A 19171-nucleotide genomic window follows, 5' to 3' on the forward strand; every position below is an offset into this window, starting at 1 on the left:
GGATGAAAAGAATCAACGCAGATCCGGGAAGTCCTCTTCCCAATACTCGCCGGGCAGGCGCGCGGGTTCAGCCGCGCGCTCCATTTCGCGGCGCCGCAATTCGACGCGGCGGATCTTGCCGGAGATGGTCTTGGGCAGTTCGCTGAATTGCAGGCGGCGAATCCGCTTGTACGGTGCGAGTTTTTCGCGCGAGAAAGCGAACACGGCGCGCGCGAGTTCGGGTCCGGCTTCGTAGCCGTGACGCACGGTGACGAATGCCTTGGGCACCGACAGACGCAGCGCGTCGGCGCTCGGCACCACGGCGGCTTCGCCGATCGCCTCATGTTCGATCAGCACGCTTTCCAGTTCAAAAGGACTCAGGCGGTAATCGGACGACTTGAAGACGTCGTCGGCGCGGCCGACATACACGTAGTAACCGTCGTCACGGCGCAGCGCGACGTCGGACGTGCGGTAGAAGCCGTTGCGCATGGCCTGCGCGGTGGCGCTGGCGTTGTTCGCATAGCCGGTCATCAGGCCGAGCGGCCGCTCGGCCAGCGGCAGCGCGATTTCGCCCTCGGTGACGGGCTGATCGTCGGCATCGAGTAGCTCGATCCGGTAGCCCGGCAGCGGACGTCCCATCGAACCGGGCACGACCGGCTGGCCCGGCGAATTGCCGATCTGGCAGGTGGTCTCGGTCTGGCCGAAACCGTCGCGAATCGTAATGCCCCACGCGTGCTTCACCCGTTCGATGATCTCGGGATTGAGCGGCTCGCCGGCGCCGACGATCTCGCGCAGCTTGACCGGGTAATCGGTCAGAGGCTCCTGCACGAGCATGCGCCACACGGTGGGCGGCGCGCATAGCGTGGTGACCTTGAAACGCACCAGCACGTTCAGCGTCTCTTTCGGCACGAAACGCGGGAAGTTGAACACGAACACGCAGGCCTGCGCATTCCACGGCGCGAAGAAGCAGCTCCACGCGTGCTTGGCCCAGCCCGGCGAGCTGATATTCCAATGGATGTCGTTCGGTTGCAGGCCGATCCAGTACATGGTCGACAGATGGCCGACCGGGTAGCTTTGATGCGTGTGTTCGACGAGCTTGGGCTTCGAGGTCGTACCCGACGTGAAGTACAGCAGCATCGGATCCGTGGCTTGCGTGACGCCTTGCGCAGTGAATTGCGGCGACGCGTCATGGGCCGCGGCCAGATCGATCCAGCCGTCGCGCGGCGCGCCGACCGACAGGCGCGTGAGCGGCGTTTCGAGCGTGTCGAATTTGGCAAGCTCCGCGCTGTCGACCACCACGAACTTCGCGCCGCCGATCTGCACGCGGTCGCGCACGTCGTCGGCGGAAAGCTGGGTGGTGGCGGGCAGCACGATCGCGCCGAGCTTCATGGCCGCGAGCATCACGTCCCAGAGTTCGACGCGGTTCGGCAGCATCAACAGCACACGGTCGCCGCGGCCCACACCCACACCGCGCAGAAAATTCGCCATGCGCGCGGAGCGCTCCGACATCTGCGCGTACGAGAGGCGCAAGCCGTCACCGGCGGGATCGTCGACGATCCACAGCGCTGGATTGTGGTTGTCGCGCGCGATCACGTCGAAATAGTCGAGCGCCCAGTTGAACTCGCCCAATGCCGGCCACGCGAATTCGCGGTACGCGCGGTCGTAGTCGGTTCGATGGCGCAGTAACAGATCGCGCGCGTCGAAAAAGTGTTTCGCTGCAGTCATCGTCGTCTCCTGTGTCGACCGGAGTCGGCGCTTTGAACGCTTACTCCGATCCCATGCACTGCCGGCGCGATATGCGCTCCGATTTTTTGGTCCCGCTGCTGCACTACTTGCCTGCTCGACGGGCAAGCTATTTTGCGCTCAAACGCCGCCCCGTCTGTATTTACACGTGGCGTGCAATCACCATGCGCTGCACTTCACTCGTTCCTTCGTAAATCTGCGTGATGCGCGCATCGCGATAGTGGCGCTCCACTGCATAGTCCTCCAGATAACCATAGCCGCCGTGAATCTGGATCGCGTTCGAGCAGATTTCCTCGGCCAGCTCCGACGCGAACAGCTTCGCCTGCGAGGCCTCCGACAAACACGGCCTGCCTTGCGTGCGCAGGCGCGCCGCGTGATGCACGAGCAGCCGCGCGGCGTTCAGACGTGTTGCCATATCGGCGAGCATGTTGGCGATGGTCTGATGCTCCTTCAGCGCCTTGCCGAACTGGATGCGTTCGTTCGCATAGAGACGCGCGGCATCGAACGCAGCCCGCGCGATGCCGACCGCCTGCGCGGCTATGCCGATGCGCCCGCCTTCGAGATTCGACAGCGCGATGCGCAGGCCCTCGCCCGGTTGGCCGAGCAGATTGGCCTCGGGTATGGCGCAGTCGTCGAGCGAGATCGGGCAGGTGTCGGAGGCGCGAATGCCGAGCTTGTGTTCCGGCTTGCCGACGTTGAAGCCCGGCGTACCGGTCGGCACGATGAACGCCGACAGGCCGCGTTTGCCGCGATCGGGGTCGGTGACGGCGAACACGATCGCGACGTCGGCGCGTGAGCCGTTGGTCACGAACTGCTTGCTGCCGTTGAGAATCCACTTGCCGTCGCGCAGCACGGCGCGGGTGCGCAGGTTGTTCGCTTCGGAGCCCGCCTGCGGTTCGGTCAGGCAGAACGCGCCGATGCGGCGGCCGGTCGCGAGGTCCTGCAGATAGCGGTCTTTTTGCGCGTCCGTGCCGAAGTTGAGGATCGGTCCGCAGCCGACCGAGTTGTGCACGCTCATCAGCGTGGCGCAGGCGGCGCAGCCCGCGGCGATCTCTTCGAGCGCGAGCGCGTAGGCCACATAGTCGGTGTAAGAGCCGCCCCACTCCGCCGGCACGATCATGCCGAGAAAGCCGAGCTCGCCCATTTGCGTGACGACTTCGGCGGGCAGTTGCGCGTCGCGGTCCCACTGACCCGCGTAAGGCGCAAGCCGCTCGGTGGCGAAGTCGCGCGCGGCGTCGCGAATCATCCGTTGTTCGTCGGTGTAGAAGCTGTCCATGGCGCTCGGTCCTGTGCTGTGCTGTGCGTCTGATCGCGGCTGGTTTGCCGCCTCGCGGTGGCCTCCCGGGACGCGTTGCACGCGATCGGTTCGGGCTCAGTGTAGGCAAGCCGCAGCGCCGGTTCGATGCTCAGCCCGATCATTATGAGTGAGCGCATTTACCATACTGGTACGATGCGAAGCTGACTCCAGCCGCAATTTCAAGGACTTGGCGAATCGCCACGGGCAAAATGCTGAGCGATTTTGCCAGCTTGACCCGATCATCCAAACACGCCGAACACGCCGGAGACACCGCATACGCATGAAAAACGATAAGGGCACGATTTCCGTCAGCATGGTCGAGGAAGCGCTCGCGCTGGCGCACGCGCGCGGCCTCGACGCGCTGCCGCTTGCCGAAGCCGCCGGCATCGCGGCGCCGATGCTGACGTCGCCGAAAAGCCGGGTGTCGTCGGCGCAATACGGCGCGCTGTGGGCCGCGATTGCGCGCGCGCTGGACGACGAATTCTTCGGCCAGGATTCGCATCGCATGAAAAGCGGCAGCTTCATCGCCATGACGCAAACCGCGCTGAGCGCGCGCAACGGCGCGCAGGCGCTGGCGCGCGCGGTCGGCTTCATGCGGCTGGTGCTCGACGATCTCGGCGTGCAGGTCGACACCGACGCGCAGCGCGTCCGGCTACGCTTCGTGGAAAACCCTGGCGCGCCGCCACCGGCCATGTTCGCCTATGCGACCTACTTCATCCTCGTGTACGGCCTGCTGTGCTGGCTGGTCGGGAGGCGCATTCCGTTGCTCGAAGCGCGCTTTCGCTGCGCCGAGCCGCCCGCCGCGCACGAGTATCGCCTGATGTTCTGCGATCAGATGAGCTTCGACCAGGCCGAGTCGTACGTCGACCTCGCACCGCTTTTCCTCGATCTCCCCGTGATCCAGACCACCAAGTCGGTCAAGCCTTTCCTGCGCGACGCGCCGGGCAGCTTCATCGTCAAGTATCGCAATCCGGGGTCGCTCGCGGCGCGCGTGCGCAAGATGCTGCGCGCCATGCCGATGGCCGGCTGGCCCTCCGCCGATCAGATGGCCGACCGGCTGCATGTGGCCGAGGCCACCATGCGGCGGCGTTTGAAACAGGAAGGCTATACGTACCAGTCGATCAAGGACGACCTGCGGCGCGACATCGCGATCGGCGAATTGCAGGACACCGATCGCACCATCGCCGATATCGCCACCTCGGTGGGGTTTGCCGAACCGAGCGCGTTTCATCGCGCGTTTCGCAAATGGACCGGCATGCGGCCGACCGATTACCGGCCGGCGCGCGCGGATTTCACGCGCCGGGCGGAATCGGACTAAGCTGTAAGGAGCAAGCCAGCCTTCTTGTGGGGTATCGGCCCGCTCCAGTCGAAACGTGTCGACAGGGTGCGGCAGCCGTCAGCGATGAGCACGGATCCGCGTCTCCCGTTCCGGCAGTCTGGCTCGCGCATGTCGCTTATCCGCGGCGATATCGTGGGCCGGTTGATGCGCGGCGTGACCGTGCTCGGCGCGCTATTGGCATTCGGGTTCGCGTCGTGCGAATCGGAGGTGCCGGTTCGCGCCGCCGTCGCGCCCAACAGCGTGGTGGTCATCCCGGTGAACGGCGCGATCAGTCCGGCGAGCGCCGACTTCATCGTGCGCAGTCTGCAGCGCGCCGCCGACGACCGCGCGCAACTGGCCGTGCTGCAACTCGATACCCCTGGCGGGCTCGATACGTCGATGCGGCAGATCATCAAGGCGATTCTCGCCTCGCCGGTACCGGTCGCCACCTTCATCGCGCCGGGCGGCGCGCGCGCGGCGAGCGCCGGCACTTATATCGTCTATGCGAGCCACATCGCGGCGATGGCGCCGGGCACCAATCTCGGCGCGGCGACGCCGATCCAGATGGGCATCGGCGGCGCCGAGCCGCCGGGGGGCGGCGCAGCGCCGGGCTTGCCCGGTGTGGGCGGCGGCGCCGGCGGCGGGCCGGCCAAACCCGCCGCCTCCGCGCCCGACGGCGCCGCCAGCGCCCTGCCGCTCGACACCCAATCGACCGAAACGCGCAAGCAGGTCCACGACGCCGCGGCCTATATCCGCGGCCTCGCGCAGATGCGCGGGCGCAACGCCGACTGGGCCGAACGCGCGGTGCGCGAAGCCGTGAGCCTGACGGCGGCGGACGCGCTCGCGCAGCATGTCGTCGACCTCAATGCGCGCGACGTACCCGACCTGCTGCGCCAGGTGGACGGCCGCACACTCGTCACGAGCGTCGGCAACGTCACGCTCGGCACGGCCCACGCGCCGATCGTCACGCTCGAAGCCGACTGGCGCAGCCACTTCCTCGCCGTGATCACCGATCCCAACGTCGCGCTGATTCTGCTGATGCTCGGCATGTACGGCCTGTTCTTCGAATTCGCCAATCCGGGCTTCGTGCTGCCCGGCGTGGTCGGCGCGATCAGCCTGCTGCTCGGCCTCTTCGCGATGCAGATGATGCCGGTCAACTACGTCGGCCTCGGCCTGATCTTTCTCGGCATCTCGTTCCTGATCGGCGAGGCGTTTCTGCCGACCTTCGGCTCGCTCGGCTTCGGCGGCGTGGTCGCGTTCGTGATCGGCGCCCTGATGCTGATCGACACCGACGTGCCCGGCTACGGCATCCCGCTGCCGATGATCGCCGCCGTGACCGTGTTCAGCGTGCTGTTCGTGCTCGGCGTGTCGAGACTCGCGCTGCGCGCGCGGCGCCGGCCGGTGGTGACGGGTTCGGAAGCGCTGATCGGCAGCGTCGGCGTGGTGCTCGACGGCGGCCTGTTGCCGGAGAACGCCCCCGCAAACGCGAGCGCGGACCTGAGCGCGGGCGGCGCGCTGGGCGGTTGGGCGCGCGTGCATGGAGAGCGCTGGCGGGTGTCCAGCACGGCCCCGGTCGCGGCGGGCCATGCGGTGCGCGTTACCGCGCGGCGCGGCCTGACGTTGACCGTGGTGCCCGCGGAAGCACAACAAGGAGAAAACTCATGATCGGTTTCACATTCGGCTTCAGCAGCATTCTGATTCTGCTGGTGGCCGCGCTGATTGCTTCGTCGATACGGATTTTCCGCGAGTACGAACGCGGCGTCGTGTTCATGCTCGGACGCTTCTGGAAGGTCAAGGGGCCCGGCCTCGTTCTGATCATTCCGATCGTGCAGCAGGCCGTGCGCATGGACCTGCGCACTGTCGTGTTCGACGTGCCGCCGCAGGACGTGATCACGCGCGACAACGTGTCGGTGAAGGTCAACGCGGTGGTGTATTTCCGCGTGGTCGATCCGGAGAAAGCGGTGATTCAGGTGGCTCGTTATTTCGAGGCGACCAGCCAGCTCTCGCAGACGACCTTGCGCGCGGTGCTCGGCAAACATGAACTCGACGAACTGCTGGCGGATCGCGAGCAGCTGAACGCCGATATCCAGAAAGTGCTCGACGCCCAGACCGATGCATGGGGCATCAAGGTATCGATCGTGGAAATCAAGCATGTGGATATCAACGAAACGATGATCCGTGCGATTGCTCGCCAGGCCGAAGCCGAGCGCGAGCGGCGCGCCAAGGTGATTCACGCCGAAGGCGAATTGCAGGCCTCGCAGCACTTGCTGGAAGCGGCGCAGACGCTGTCGCGCCAACCCCAGGCCATGCAATTGCGCTATCTGCAAACGCTGACCACGATTGCCGCGGACAAGAACTCGACCATTGTGTTCCCCCTGCCAATCGACCTGTTGAGCACCGTGCTGGAGCGTTTCAGCAAGCCGTCGTCGCCCTGACTGGCAGGATTGTTCGTGCAGTTTGATTCGCTGGGTGAAATGGTGCATTGCCTTCAATCGCCTTACTCGAAATGCATGCAAAAACTAGAATTCGGGGGTCGTTTTTAACCGCTCCATAGGAGCTCGTCATGAAAATCGTTTCCAGAGTTGGACTCGGCGCGCTGTTGGCCGCCGTGAGCATGAGCACCGCGTTGGCGCAGACTTCGGCGCGGCCTTACGACCCGTCGGCGCCGAAAACGCGCGCCGAAGTGAGGGCTGATCTGACCGAATGGCGTGCCGCCGGCTACGATCCGCTCGACTGGATCGACTATCCGCAGAATGCGCAACGCGCGGGCCGCATCGTCGCGGCGCGGCGGGCGCAGCAGTCGGGTGCGTCGCTGACCCAGTAAGCGCGAGCCGCCGCGCGGCATGCGGCGCCGCCTGCGACTGCAACGGTCGTGGGCGAGGTTGGCACCGCATGCCTTTCCCGTTCCACCGCTTCACCGCTGTCCCGCGCCCCCACCGCGTAAATTCGCTTGCCGCGCCGCCCCGGCCGCTGGCCGGGGTATCATCTCGCCCCTTCGACAACCCCGCTGCCGGAATCCGAACCATGCCAATCTGGGTTGACGCCGACGCCTGTCCGGTCGTGATCAAGGACATGCTGTACCGTGCCGCGCGCCGCACCGGCATCACGCTGACACTGGTCGCCAATTCGTTTCTGCGCGTGCCGCCCTCGCCGCTGATCCGCGCGATCCAGGTGCCGGCCGGCTTCGACGCCGCCGACGATCTGATCGCCGAGCGCGTGGCCGCCGGCGATCTCGTGATCACCGCCGACATCCCGCTCGCCGCCGCCGTGCTGGCAAAAAATGCGCAGGCGCTCGATCCGCGCGGCAACTGGTACACGCCCGGCACGATCGAAGAGCGGCTGCGCATGCGCTCCATGCTCGATCAGTTGCGCAGCAGCGGCGTCGACACCGGCGGCCCGGCCGCCTTCAGCGCGCGCGACAGCAAGAGCTTCGCGGGCGAGCTGGACCGCTGGCTGGCGCGGCAACGGCCGCAGCCTGATGCGCCGGCGCCACAAAGTCCCGGCGCACCGCCCGCCGCATGAGCTTTGCACGGCGGCTCGCCGACACAAGGCCGCACGCCGCCGCCAATCCTGACTACAATCCGCCCGTAACGCCGGCGACGCGGCGCACGTACCGCTCCAACCACAAAAAACGCTTTCTGAACGACGAGAGACTCGCCTCATGGACTCCATAAAACGCTACTTCGGCTTCGAAGCCGCCGGCACCAACCTGCGCACCGAAGTGCTCGCCGGGCTGACCACCTTCCTCACGATGGCCTACATCATCTTCGTGAACCCGGCGATTCTCGGCGACGCCGGCATGCCGAAGGACGCCGTGTTCGTCGCGACCTGCATCGTGGCCGCGCTGGCCTCGCTGATCATGGGTCTGTATGCAAACTATCCGATTGCGCTTGCGCCGGGCATGGGCCTGAACGCGTATTTCGCGTACACCGTCGTGAAGGGCATGGGCTTCACGTGGCAGGCAGCGCTCGGCGCGGTGTTCATCTCCGGCTGCCTGTTCCTGATCGTCACGCTGTTCCGCGTGCGTGAAGTGATCGTCAACGGCATTCCGCATTCGATACGCATTGCCATCACCGGCGGCATCGGCCTCTTTCTCGCGATCATTTCACTGAAGTCGGCCGGCGTGGTGGTCGGCAATCCGGCCACGCTCGTCACGCTCGGCGATCTGCACAACCCGCACGTGATTCTCGCGGTGATCGGCTTCTTCGCGATCGTCACGCTCGACCATCTGCGGGTGCGCGGCGCGATCCTGATCGGCATTGTCGGGGTGACGGTGCTGAGCTTCTTCTTTGGCGGCAATCAGTTTCACGGCATCGTCTCCGCGCCGCCGTCGATCGCGCCCACGCTGTTCCAGCTCGACATTCGCGGCGCGCTGTCGGGCGGCGTGCTGAACGTGATCCTCGTGTTCTTCCTCGTCGAACTGTTCGACGCGACCGGCACGCTGATGGGCGTGGCCAATCGCGCCGGACTGCTGGTGGAAGGCAAGATGCACCGGCTGAACCGCGCGCTGCTCGCCGACAGCACGGCGATCCTGGCGGGCTCGATGCTGGGCACCTCGTCGACCACCGCGTACATCGAAAGCGCGTCGGGCGTGCAGGCGGGCGGACGCACGGGCGTGACCGCCATCACCGTGGCCGTGCTGTTCCTCGCGGCGCTCTTCTTCGCGCCGCTGGCGGGCGTGGTGCCCGGCTACGCGACCGCGCCGGCGCTGCTGTACGTGTCGTGCCTGATGCTGCGCGAAATGCTCGACCTGCCGTGGGACGACGCCACCGAAGTCGTGCCGGCGGCGCTCACCGCGCTTCTGATGCCGTTCACCTATTCGATCGCCAATGGCGTCGCGTTCGGCTTCATCTCGTATGCGGGGCTGAAACTGCTCACCGGTCAGGCACGCAAGGTGAAACTGGTAGTGTGGATCATCGCGGCGATTTTCCTGTTCCGCTATTTCTATCTCGGCAGCGAATAGGCACCGCGAGCACCGCGGCGGGTGCTGACCGGGCGCACCGGGTCACTGGATCGAATCACGGATGGTGTTTGAGAGTGCCCATTCGGGCCGGGCACCGTTTATCATCTGATGATTAATAAAAACGATCGACCAGGTCTCGGGAGCCCCCTTTCATGTCTTACAGCCGCGCCCCGGAGCGCTACACGCCGCCCGCCATTTTCTTTCACTGGGTCATGTTTCTGCTGATCGCGCTAGCCTATCTGGCAATCGAGATTCGCGGGCCCAAGGGCAGCGACAGCCGCGCGCTCTGGAGCAGCGTGCACTGGTGGTGCGGCACACTCGTGCTGGCGCTGGCCTGCTTGCGTCTGCTGTGGCGACTGTGGGCCGGCGCGCCCGCCGAAGTCGAAGGCAACCGCCTGCTCGCATGCCTGGCGCGCGCCGCGCATCTCGCCCTCTACCTCTTCATCTTCGCGCAGCCGCTGCTCGGCATCCTGATGATCAACACCGGCGGACATCCGGTCACGCTCGCGTGGGTCAATCTCCATTACACGCTGGTCGGCGCCGATCCTGTTGCGCGACCATGGCTCAAGAGCGCGCATGAATGGCTCGGCAATGCGTTCTATTGGGTGATAGGCGTGCACGCACTGGCGGCGCTCGGGCATCACGTGGTGTTCAAGGGTCGCACGCTGCGGCGGATGATTTGAGCGCGTTCGCACACACGGGCGACAGCGTGCGCGCGTATTGTGCGTGGCTTGTGTCGGGGCTTGTATCGTGGCTTGTGCCATCTTGACGCCGGCGACACGCATGGCCGCGGGCGGTTTTGAATGATCGATTGATGCCGCGCACTGGTTACCTCTTTCTGATTCTCGCGCGGCGTTCCTGCTGCGTCCGGCGTTGGCACTTGCGGCCGCCGGAAACGCCCTCAATCAATTACGCCAGTTGGCCTCGTAAAAGCGCACATAACCGCTCCTGAGCACGAGACATTGCGCCCTCGTTTCCGATAGCAAACGCCGCGTGGCGGCTTCGATCCGGGCGCGATGCGTATCGAATGCGCCGACCATGTCTTCCAGGCGCGGCGAGGCGGCGCCGAAGTGGTCTTCCAGTGCCTCCGCCGTGATCATGCACTCCACCCTCTGCCCATCGACCATCGCCGGGAACGCCAAGGTAAGTTCGCGACCTGAATATTCAGGGGTTTCATTCGGGAAATGGATCTGCATGGGAGTTCACCTGGAAGATAGGTGCTGCGCATGGTCTGGCCTGGTAATGCGCATGCTGGTTGCATCTGGTCGCGTCTGCAGCGCCAACCTCCTTGTCCAATACTGACGACGCGGGCTCGTCACCTGGCGGCAGCGACGCTCGAGTTCGCAGCCCGCGGAGGTGATTTGATTCACTTTAGACGAGTTCGGGCGCGGCGCAAGTTTTCCTTTTGATTGGCCTGATGGTTTGCCTGGGTTTGCCTGGTTTTGGTGCCCCGCGCATTTTTTCGACGCATACCGTGAATGCCGCCTCCGTTTTTTCCCTGCCGCGCGCTGCGCGCTTCGTCCTGTAAGATCGGTGTTCGGCAGTCCGCGCGCATGTTGCGCTGCGGCATCGCGCGGAGGGCAACGTACCCGCCGTGTCCGTTTACCGGAGACATGCCTTGACTCAACGTTCTGCCACGCCGCCCGCCGTCGGTCGGCCTGATGTGATCGCGCAGGCTCACGCCCGCTCGCTCGAACTCGGGCTGCGCGCGTCCGAGACGCCGGACTTTCATCCGCTGCGGCGGCCCGCGCTGCGTGAGCTCGTCGATCGCAATCAATCGCTCTACACACATGCGCTTCCCGTCATGGAAACGCTGCACGCGCAGATCGTCGATACGCAAAGCATGGTGCTGCTCACCGACAATCACGGCGTGATCCTTCACAGTCTGGGCGACAGCGACTTCGTCGAAAAGGCCAATCGCGTCGCGTTGTGTCCGGGCGTGTCGTGGGCCGAGGCGGATCGCGGCACCAACGCGATCGGCACGGCGCTCGTCGACGGACAGCCGACCGTCGTGCACGCGGGAGAGCACTTCCTGCACGCCAACCGCATTCTCACCTGCTCGTGCGCGCCGATTGCCGATCCGTTCGGGCGCACCATCGGCGCGCTCGACGTGAGCGGCGACACGCGCGGCTTTCATAAGCACACGCTCGCGCTCGTCAGGATGTCGGCGCAGATGATCGAAAATCATCTGTTCTCCAATCAATTCGTCGACGCGATCCGCGTTCACTTTCACGCGCGCGCGGAATTCATCGGCACGCTGTTCGAAGGGCTCGCGGCGTTCGCGCCGGACGGCACGTTTCTGTCAGCCAACCGCAGCGCGCTGTTTCAATTCGGGCAGCCGCTCGCCGAACTGCAAAGACAACCCTTCGAGGCGCTGTTCGGTATCGCGTTCGCCAGGTTGCTGCAGCAGACCACGCGCGCGCCTGGCGAGACCGTTCTGCTGACGCTGCCAAGCGGCGTGCGCGTGGTGGCGCGCGGTGAATACACGTCGGCCCGATATGCCGCGCCGGCGCGCGGCCTCGACACCTCGCGCGCGCCGCTGACCGGTAACGCGCGCGAGGCGCCGCACACGGCCGACCCGGTACCGCTCGCCACGCTCGAAACGCTCGACACGGGCGATGAGCAGGTCGCCGCGATCCTGCGGCGCGTGGCCAAACTGCGCGGCCGCGATATTCCGATTCTCGTGCTCGGCAAGACCGGCACCGGCAAGGAATGGCTCGCGCGAGCCATCCATCACGATTCGCCGCGGCGGGCCGCGCCTTTTGTCGCGCTGAATTGCGCCTCGTTGCCGGATACGCTGATCGAAGCGGAGTTGTTCGGCTATGAAGACGGCGCGTTTACCGGCGCGAAAAAACGCGGCAGCGTCGGCAAGATCGTGCAGGCCGACGGCGGCACGCTGTTTCTCGACGAAATCGGCGACATGCCGCTCGCCCAGCAAGTGCGTCTGATGCGCGTGCTGCAGGAGCGCACTGTGGTGCCGCTCGGCGGAACCCGGGCGATTCCGGTGGATCTGCGCATTGTCTGCGCGACCCATCGGAATCTGCGCGCGATGATCGAGGCCGGCACCTTCCGCGAAGACCTGTATTACCGCATCAACGGACTCGTCGTCACCTTGCCCGCGCTGCGCGAGCGCACCGATCTTCGCGCGCTCGTCACGCGCATGCTGGCCTTGCAGCCCGATGGCGAGCGCCTGCCGCGCCGCGTGTCGGCCGAGGTGCTCGAGCGATTTACGCAATGCCGCTGGCCGGGCAATCTGCGGCAACTGGCCAATGTGTTGCGCACCGCGAGCATCATGGCCGAAGGCGCGCAACAGATCGAACTCGACGATTTGCCCGAGGACTTCTTGCAGGATTGCGCCGACGCTGACGCGGCGCAAAGCGTGCAATCCCCGCTGACGCCTGCGGATCCAGGGGCGGCCGGCGACGGCCGTGCCGAGGCGCGAACGCAAGGCCCGCCGGCATCGGGCAAGATGGAAGCGTGGCAGGCCACGTTGATTGCGCAAACGCTGGAGCGGCTCGACGGCAACGTGTCGGCGGCGGCGCGCGAGTTGGGATTGGCGCGCAATACGGTGTACCGGTATTTGCGGCGCGGCGGCACGACGCATTGAAGCGGCAACGTGTAAAGTGTGGCGCAATCCGTCACCGACTCACACGATGTCCGACTCCAGCCGTCCGCCTCTGGTTCGCGTCGAACCACTTGGTCAAACCTTCGAAGCGCCCGATTCGCTCACCATTCTCGAAGCCGCAGGCTTTGCGAATCTGCGTTTGCCGCGCTCGTGCAGGAATGGGACGTGCCGTACCTGTATCTGCCGTCTGGTCAGCGGAACGGTGTCTTACACGATCGAATGGCCCGGCCTGAGCCGGGAAGAAAAGGCGGAAGGTTTCATTCTGCCGTGCGTCGCCATTGCGGCGTCTGACCTCGTGATCGACGTCCCGGACGCTACCCGGACGTAATCCATCCGCCTCATGGAGCGGGCGTTGACGGCGCGGCCGCTCCGCGGGAATCGCCACGGCGGGTGGCATCAACCCGTGGCGTTGTCAGACAGACGCGGCCGCCCGTCCACCGGTTCCAGCTTCTTGTTCGACGAAAAACGCTTGATCATTGGCAGTTCGATCTTTCGATAGCTGAAGTCCGCGGCCACGAAAGAGAGGCACACCACCGCGAATGCAGAGGGCGGGAACGTCCAGACGGGCGACAGGTTTTCGAACCCGGGTATGCCGGCTACCACCTTCCTCAGGCAAAAAATGACGGAGAAATGGCACAGGTAAAGCGAGTAGGACCGCTCGCCAATCCATTCGAGCACGCGCGAGACACGCGCGGGGTAGGTCAGGCCCACGCTCAAGGTCGAGAACAGAGCGATCCCTGCGCCGATGCTCACGGCCGGAATCACAAACGGCTCGCTCAGATGATTGGGCGCGCAAAACGTCACGAGCAGCCCCAGAAACAGGACTGAACGCTTGAACCACGCGCTTTGAACCGAAGGCCCAACCACCCATCCAGGGTGCGCCTGTACGACCACGAAGATGAGCGCACCGAGAAAGAATGCCTGAGGACGTAAAGCCCATGCGTAGCTGAAACTCGGCGCGGAAAACAACGATGCGATCAAGGCAATCACAGCAAATATGGCCATCGCGGTTCTCAGCCGGAAAAAGGCGACGAGCAAAGCGAGCAATATGTACAACTGCCATTCGAGCGCAAGAGACCAGAAGTGACTGTTGTAATCCGCTTGAACGCAGTGGGACGCTCCGTGCTGTGCGCAATATGTCCAGTAGAGGTTTGCAACGCCAAACACGCCGACGATCGCGCCTTTGGTCGCGTCCCATGCGCCCTGAGCCGCCGAGGCGCCCACGAATGCGCCGACTGCAATCGAGGCGGCCGCCCAGAAGATCAGGGCCGGCAGCAATCTGGCACAGCGTCTGCGCCAAAAGTTGGCAAAAGCGGATCCCCTCGCCTCGCGTCCCAGATGCTCGATCAAGGTCTTGCAAACGAGGAAGCCGGAAATCGCAAAGAAGAGATCCACGCCCGTCCACGGCGCCACGAAGTCGAACAATGTGTGATACAGCGGCGGCGTCGGCAGGCGATTTCGATAATGCTGCAACATCACAAAGATAATCGCGACCGCACGAAGACACTGGATGTCGACGTTCTTACCGGCTCTCTTGCTAGATAGGGTATCCATAAGGTCTTCACGTTGCGGCTCAGTGTTTGTGACGACACCGATCCGCCCTTCAACACCCATTAACGCCAGCTACCCATCGCCCGGGCGATTTTCTTGTCGGTGTTGTACTGGCTCAGCGCATACACCGACCAGATCGCAGCCGGAATCCAGCCGATCAGCGTGATCTGCAGGATCAGGCAAATGATCCCCGCGAACGGACGGCCGATCGTGAAGAACTGAAACCACGGCAAAAAGATCGCAAGCAGTAGACGCATTCAGATTCCTGGTGTTGGTGGTGCCGGGTTGATCGGTGCGAAGCGCGGCACCCTGGCGCCGTTCACTTCGATCAATTCGAAAAATACCGAAGCCGGACGCGTCCAGATCGTACCATTGCCGGCTTTGTACACGATCATCGTGACTGTCGGATCGGACTCGAGCGTGGCCTCGCAAACCAGTTCGTAAATCCCGCCTTTGTAGTGCCGGTAACGCACCATTCGCATCTTCCTCTTGAGTTGAAAAAACGCAGCGCCTGTGCGCGGCTTGCGGTCGAATCGTCAGCCGCCCTCTTTCATCTGCTTCAGAATCTTGTAGACGGTGGCGCGTCCCATGGTCAGCACCGCGGCCACGTAGTTCGCGGAGCTGCGGCCGCGAAACGCGCCCTGTGCGTGCAGCGCCTCGACGATCTCCCGCTTATGTTCGCGCGTGAGCGCATTGATGCCGATCTGCCGTTCGCGCAGCCACGTGTGCAGGTACGTGTTGATGCGGTCCTGCCAGTCGTCGCGGAACAGTTCCTCCGCGGGCGCGTCCGTCAGATTGCCGCCCTTGATGAACAGATCGAGTGTGGAACGCACATCTTCGAACACCGCGATATTGAAGTTGATACACAGCATGCCGGCCGGCTTGCCGTCGTCGTCGAACAGGATGTTGCTCACGCAACGCATGCGCCGGCCGTCCCAGTTGAGCTTTTCGTACGGTCCGATCGTCTGGCCGCGCGCCGCGTAATGGACTTCGTCCAGCACCGACGGGCCGCCCACTTCGAGCTTCGACAGGTTGTTCACGAGGTACGCGATGGTTTGATCGCGCAGGTCGTGAATCACCACTTCGGCGCACGGATAGAACAGCGCCGCGATGCCGTCGGCGATCGGAGCGTAGCGCTCGAGCAGCAGGTCTTTCACAGGAGACACGTTTGGGTTGCGCATGGGGAAATCGCAGTGTTCGGAGGATGCGGCAACTCGCCATTGTAGCCACCCGGCCCGGCCGCGGCGAACACGGCGCCGATCACGCCCTCAAAAAAACGGGCGCGGCAGCCGGCCCTTCGACGCCACCCGGGCAGTCGCCCCTTTGTCACGCGGCGAATTTTGTCCGCTTGGCGAGCGATTTTTTTTCGTGCGATAAAAGGAACATCTATTTCACGGAGCCACAGATGGCCACGCTCGAAGCGTTTCGCGCCGTGCTCGATGACGAAGGCACGCCGGAGATCATTCGCAATCACATCATCGATTCGCTGCAATACACGCTGCGCAATCACGGACAGATTTTCACGTCGAAGGAAGTCGAATGGCTGGCCGGCTGGGACGACGCCCGCATTCCGCTGGCGGCAACACGCGAGCTGCAGAAGCGCGTCGCGGAAACGTCCCGCTGAAACACGAGACTGTCGCCCGCGAGCGTGCGCGCCGCGACGGCGCAGCCCCACACCCGGCGTGCCACTCATGGCGAGGCATGCCGCGCGCGACCGCCGTGTCGCCTTGCAGGCCCCGCCGGCTGGGCGGTTTGCCCCTGTGCGGAAGTTTTTGCTATCCAATTAGCCCCATTTAGTGCATCATATTGGAATAGCTCTATCCGCATTCGTAGTTCCGGCGTTGCCAGGCAAGACCGCAGGTAGAACCACAGGCAATACCGGGCAGGCTCAAACCGGCATCTCCGCACCACCCCCGACTGTTCGACCGCCGCCTGTTGGCGGTCCCGTCATTCCGGCAATGCGCCGCATGCATTCGCCGTCGCGAGTTGTGCAGCTGAGGGTTCATTCACGCGCCCGATGTCCGCGCGACATCAGCGTGTTTCTTCTCCATCGAATCCGCGATTTTGCGCGGCCGCGCTCAAGCCCTTGTCACCGGGCCTGTGCCAACCTTTTTCCATGGCGGCGCGCCTCAAGGTGCTGCGCTGCCCGGCCTGTCTTGCCTCGCGTAACACGCGTGACACGCCGGCCACGTAATACAGGACACAAGCTTCATGAATTCAGCTGTCAAGACGTACAAGGGTTACGAAATTCACCCGCTCGTCTATCCGCGCCGCCCGACGGACGGTCAGACGAGCCGCAACCCGGACGCCGGTTACGACGCATCGGTGCGCATCTGCCGCGTGGGCGCCAATCCGGCCGCCGACGGCCGTGTGTTCCGTCTGCAGTACCTGTTTCCGTTCGACGGCACGGGCAAGGCGCGCATTGCGTGCATGGCCCACGCCGAGCAATTGATCGACGGCCGTGTAGACGGCCAGTCCGTCGCCGATCTTTGAGCGGTACTATCAGCGCATAGGCTGATGCCGCAGGACAGCGGGCTCGAAAAACCCGCTATCGCCCCAATCTGATGTTGTGCTGCCCGGCGTGGGCGACCAACACCCCTTATCCCATCGACCAGGAGTTATGCATGGCGAAAGAAGAACTGCTTGAACTTGACGGTATCGTCGACGAAGTACTTCCGGATAGTCGTTACCGCGTGACGCTCGACAACGGCGTCGTGGTTGGCGCTTACGCGTCCGGACGCATGCGCAAGAACCACATCCGTATTCTCGCGGGCGACCGCGTGACGCTTGAGTTGTCCGTCTACGATCTGACCAAAGGCCGGATCAATTTCCGTCATAAAGACGAGCGCGCCACCGGTGGCGGCGGTGCTCGCAACACGCAATTCCGTCGCCGTTAAGGCCGGCGGCACGCTGACCGCGCTCCGCACGGTCCCGGCGTGACCCATTGCGATTGAGTTGTACGCGAAGCCATTCGCGCGCTTCTCCGGCTTGACTCGCTGATTCATCGACTCGAGCCTGAGCGGCGCGCTGCGGCGTCGCTTCGTTGCAGCCTGGTTTTGACGGCTTGTGTGCCGCACCCGGCGCTTTCCTTCTGCTGCCGGCAGCGGTTTTACCGCATTCCTCGCTTTCTTCCTTCCTCGCTTCCGTCCTCGCTTCCTTCCCTGGTCGTGCTCACAGACCGAACACCGTCCCGAGATCTTCTCCGGCGGCGCTCCTGCGCACCTGCTCGACCACCCGCTCCTCCAGTTCCGCCAGATGCTCGCGCATGGCCGTCAGTGCCGCGGCGAGCTCGCCCGCGTCGAGCGCGTCGATGATTTGCGTGTGTTCGTCCGCGGAGCAGCTGGAGCCCTTCGACGGGTCGAACAACGCTTTGTACAGTTCCGTTTTGGCGACCAGTTGCCCGACCAGTCCCAGCAACTCCGTGCCGCCCGCCAATTCGGTCAGCAGCACGTGAAACTGGCCGGCAAGACGCACGGAATCGTCGACCGCCCCCGCGCGCAACGCCTTCTCCTCGCTGCGAACGTGCGCGCGCAGACGCCGCTTGTGCTGCGGGCTCAAGGCCCCGCACAAAGCGGCGACGATGCCCGCCTCGACGATCTGCCGCGCGCGATACACCTGGCGAATATCCTCTTCCGACGGCGACGGCACGAACGCACCGCGATTCACCGCCAGCACGAGCTTGCCTTCGAATCCCAGTCGCGCCAGCACCTTGCGCAGCGCCCCGCGCGTGCAGCCGAAGGCGGCGGCGAGATCCCGCTCGACCAGTTGCGCGCCCGGCCGCAGGCGCCCTTGCAATAACGCCGTGGTGATCGACGCATAAATACGTTCTTCGACGCTGGCCGAGTCGTCTTCGCGTGTGGGTTGAATGGGCGGTTCGGTGGCGGGAGACGACGAACGCCGGGGACGTGAGGACATGGATTCAGTAATCGGGAATGGAGCGGTATCGGCAGGCATTCTAGCCGCATGTTTCCCGTCTCGCCGCAGACTTTCTCGCCGACTGTCCAGCACGGCGCGGCATCGTCGGCGCGTCGAGCGCGCCGACCTGAAGGCCTCGGCCCGGTTGGCCGCCGTACCGCCGTAAGCTAACGCCGCGTGTTGAGCACCACCCTGAACCGTGCGCGTCGCTCATCATCCGGTCGTAGGCTTCGGCCGCTTGCGTGAGTGAGAATTCCTCGATCATCGGTTTGATTCCGGATAGCGCGCTGAAAGCGAGCGTGTCCTGAGAATCCGCCGACGTGCCCGACGCCAGCCCTGCACCGAATTTCGCCCCATGATGAACTGCGCGATCGGCACTTCGACGGGCTCTTCCGAGAGCACCCGCGGATATTCCTGGCCCGGCCACTGTCCCTCTTTGGTCAACACGTCACTGTGGCAGATACCGCACGCCTGGATCTTGATGAGCACCTGTCCGGCACCTGGTTCCGGCACCTCCCGTTCGACCAGTTCCAGGGGCGCATTGCTTTGCTCCTCCGTGAAAGAGACGAACGCGAGTCGATCGAACCCGCTTCGCAGATTTGCCGCCCACACTGCCCGCCAGTGAAGCGCTCGGCTTACGCCATCTTTTTCGGCGCCATGTCCGGCTGCCAGTCAGGCAATGGACGTCGGCTCTGTTTCGGCACACGGCCCCATGCGATCCCTCTGAAGTCATTGCACCACCGCTCGTGGAAGCAGGGGCCAGTCTCCCACCCGCTGCGC

Annotated in this window: 20 protein-coding genes and 2 pseudogenes; 12 read left to right on the forward strand and 10 right to left on the reverse strand. The window is 64.4% G+C overall.

Features of this window, described 5'->3' with window-relative positions:
• Positions 1–12 precede the first annotated feature (12 nt).
• Both CJU94_RS23590 and CJU94_RS23595 read right to left on the reverse strand, forming a co-directional pair.
• Positions 13–1704 carry an AMP-binding protein gene (locus tag CJU94_RS23590; RefSeq protein ID WP_095421092.1) on the reverse strand — a complete coding sequence of 564 codons (1692 nt, stop codon included), beginning with the start codon at positions 1702–1704 and terminating at the stop codon, positions 13–15.
• 160 nt (positions 1705–1864) lie between these two features.
• Positions 1865–2998, reverse strand: coding sequence for an acyl-CoA dehydrogenase (locus CJU94_RS23595; protein ID WP_095421093.1), 1134 nt, complete (start codon positions 2996–2998; stop codon positions 1865–1867).
• A gap of 301 nt (positions 2999–3299) precedes the next feature.
• Here CJU94_RS23595 and CJU94_RS23600 point away from each other — a divergent pair, with 301 nt between their 5' ends.
• From CJU94_RS23600 to CJU94_RS23630, 7 genes are all read left to right on the forward strand, one after another.
• A complete protein-coding gene (locus tag CJU94_RS23600; RefSeq protein WP_095421094.1) occupies positions 3300–4337 on the forward strand; it encodes an AraC family transcriptional regulator in 1038 nt (345 codons plus the stop codon).
• An 84-nt stretch (positions 4338–4421) separates the two neighbouring features.
• Positions 4422–6002 (forward strand): NfeD family protein, encoded by a 1581-nt coding sequence (locus CJU94_RS23605; RefSeq protein WP_095421095.1) that lies wholly within the window; start codon positions 4422–4424, stop codon positions 6000–6002.
• Positions 5999–6772 (forward strand): slipin family protein, encoded by a 774-nt coding sequence (locus CJU94_RS23610; protein WP_095421096.1) that lies wholly within the window; start codon positions 5999–6001, stop codon positions 6770–6772. Before CJU94_RS23605 ends, CJU94_RS23610 begins: the two co-directional genes overlap by 4 nt.
• A gap of 128 nt (positions 6773–6900) precedes the next feature.
• Positions 6901–7161, forward strand: a complete 261-nt coding sequence (locus tag CJU94_RS23615) for a DUF4148 domain-containing protein (protein ID WP_095421097.1) — start codon at positions 6901–6903, stop codon at positions 7159–7161.
• Between the two features lie 200 nt (positions 7162–7361).
• Entirely contained in the window at positions 7362–7859 is a 498-nt protein-coding gene (locus CJU94_RS23620; protein WP_095421098.1) for a YaiI/YqxD family protein, read from the forward strand.
• Positions 7860–7998: 139 nt separating this feature from the next.
• Positions 7999–9300: an NCS2 family permease gene (locus CJU94_RS23625; protein ID WP_095421099.1), complete on the forward strand. Its 1302-nt coding sequence runs from the start codon at positions 7999–8001 to the stop codon at positions 9298–9300.
• A gap of 152 nt (positions 9301–9452) precedes the next feature.
• Entirely contained in the window at positions 9453–9983 is a 531-nt protein-coding gene (locus tag CJU94_RS23630; protein WP_095421100.1) for a cytochrome b, read from the forward strand.
• Positions 9984–10205: 222 nt separating this feature from the next.
• On the opposite strand, the gene CJU94_RS23635 is transcribed toward CJU94_RS23630, so the two are convergent.
• Complete coding sequence (locus tag CJU94_RS23635; RefSeq protein WP_095421101.1) at positions 10206–10496, reverse strand: DUF1488 family protein; 291 nt, start codon at positions 10494–10496, stop codon at positions 10206–10208.
• 422 nt (positions 10497–10918) lie between these two features.
• On the opposite strand from CJU94_RS23635, the gene CJU94_RS23640 reads away from it, so the two are divergent.
• Entirely contained in the window at positions 10919–12907 is a 1989-nt protein-coding gene (locus CJU94_RS23640; RefSeq protein ID WP_095421102.1) for a sigma-54-dependent Fis family transcriptional regulator, read from the forward strand.
• 46 nt (positions 12908–12953) lie between these two features.
• Entirely contained in the window at positions 12954–13253 is a 300-nt protein-coding gene (locus tag CJU94_RS23645) for a 2Fe-2S iron-sulfur cluster-binding protein (protein WP_095421103.1), read from the forward strand.
• Between the two features lie 68 nt (positions 13254–13321).
• Here the strand turns inward: CJU94_RS23645 and CJU94_RS23650 are convergent, their stop codons facing one another.
• The 4 genes from CJU94_RS23650 to CJU94_RS23665 are packed head-to-tail and all read right to left on the reverse strand — an operon-like array spanning position 13322 to position 15657.
• Positions 13322–14539, reverse strand: a complete 1218-nt coding sequence (locus tag CJU94_RS23650) for an acyltransferase family protein (protein ID WP_095421104.1) — start codon at positions 14537–14539, stop codon at positions 13322–13324.
• Positions 14539–14733 (reverse strand): YqaE/Pmp3 family membrane protein, encoded by a 195-nt coding sequence (locus CJU94_RS23655; protein WP_095421105.1) that lies wholly within the window; start codon positions 14731–14733, stop codon positions 14539–14541. Before CJU94_RS23655 ends, CJU94_RS23650 begins: the two co-directional genes overlap by 1 nt.
• Entirely contained in the window at positions 14734–14952 is a 219-nt protein-coding gene (locus CJU94_RS23660; RefSeq protein WP_095421106.1) for a DUF1653 domain-containing protein, read from the reverse strand.
• Positions 14953–15012: 60 nt separating this feature from the next.
• Positions 15013–15657 (reverse strand): helix-turn-helix transcriptional regulator, encoded by a 645-nt coding sequence (locus CJU94_RS23665; RefSeq protein ID WP_095421107.1) that lies wholly within the window; start codon positions 15655–15657, stop codon positions 15013–15015.
• Between the two features lie 224 nt (positions 15658–15881).
• On the opposite strand from CJU94_RS23665, the gene CJU94_RS23670 reads away from it, so the two are divergent.
• The 3 genes from CJU94_RS23670 (at position 15882) to infA (ending at position 17373) form a co-directional block, all read left to right on the forward strand.
• Positions 15882–16100 (forward strand): hypothetical protein, encoded by a 219-nt coding sequence (locus tag CJU94_RS23670; RefSeq protein ID WP_091807738.1) that lies wholly within the window; start codon positions 15882–15884, stop codon positions 16098–16100.
• A 587-nt stretch (positions 16101–16687) separates the two neighbouring features.
• Entirely contained in the window at positions 16688–16969 is a 282-nt protein-coding gene (locus tag CJU94_RS23675) for a hypothetical protein (protein ID WP_095421108.1), read from the forward strand.
• A gap of 131 nt (positions 16970–17100) precedes the next feature.
• A complete protein-coding gene (infA, locus tag CJU94_RS23680; protein ID WP_012427521.1) occupies positions 17101–17373 on the forward strand; it encodes a translation initiation factor IF-1 in 273 nt (90 codons plus the stop codon).
• 274 nt (positions 17374–17647) lie between these two features.
• Here infA and CJU94_RS23685 read toward each other — a convergent pair whose 3' ends face one another.
• The 3 genes and pseudogenes from CJU94_RS23685 to CJU94_RS42545 form a co-directional block, all read right to left on the reverse strand.
• Positions 17648–18391, reverse strand: a complete 744-nt coding sequence (locus CJU94_RS23685; protein ID WP_244221061.1) for a GntR family transcriptional regulator — start codon at positions 18389–18391, stop codon at positions 17648–17650.
• A 167-nt stretch (positions 18392–18558) separates the two neighbouring features.
• Positions 18559–18790, reverse strand: a pseudogene (locus CJU94_RS42540) (alcohol dehydrogenase); the annotation flags it as partial.
• A 42-nt stretch (positions 18791–18832) separates the two neighbouring features.
• Positions 18833–19003 (reverse strand): annotated as a pseudogene (locus tag CJU94_RS42545) (hypothetical protein); the annotation flags it as partial.
• Positions 19004–19171: the final 168 nt, after the last annotated feature.

The sequence above is a fragment of the Paraburkholderia aromaticivorans genome, assembly GCF_002278075.1.
GTDB classification, from domain to species: Bacteria; Pseudomonadota; Gammaproteobacteria; order Burkholderiales; family Burkholderiaceae; genus Paraburkholderia; species Paraburkholderia aromaticivorans.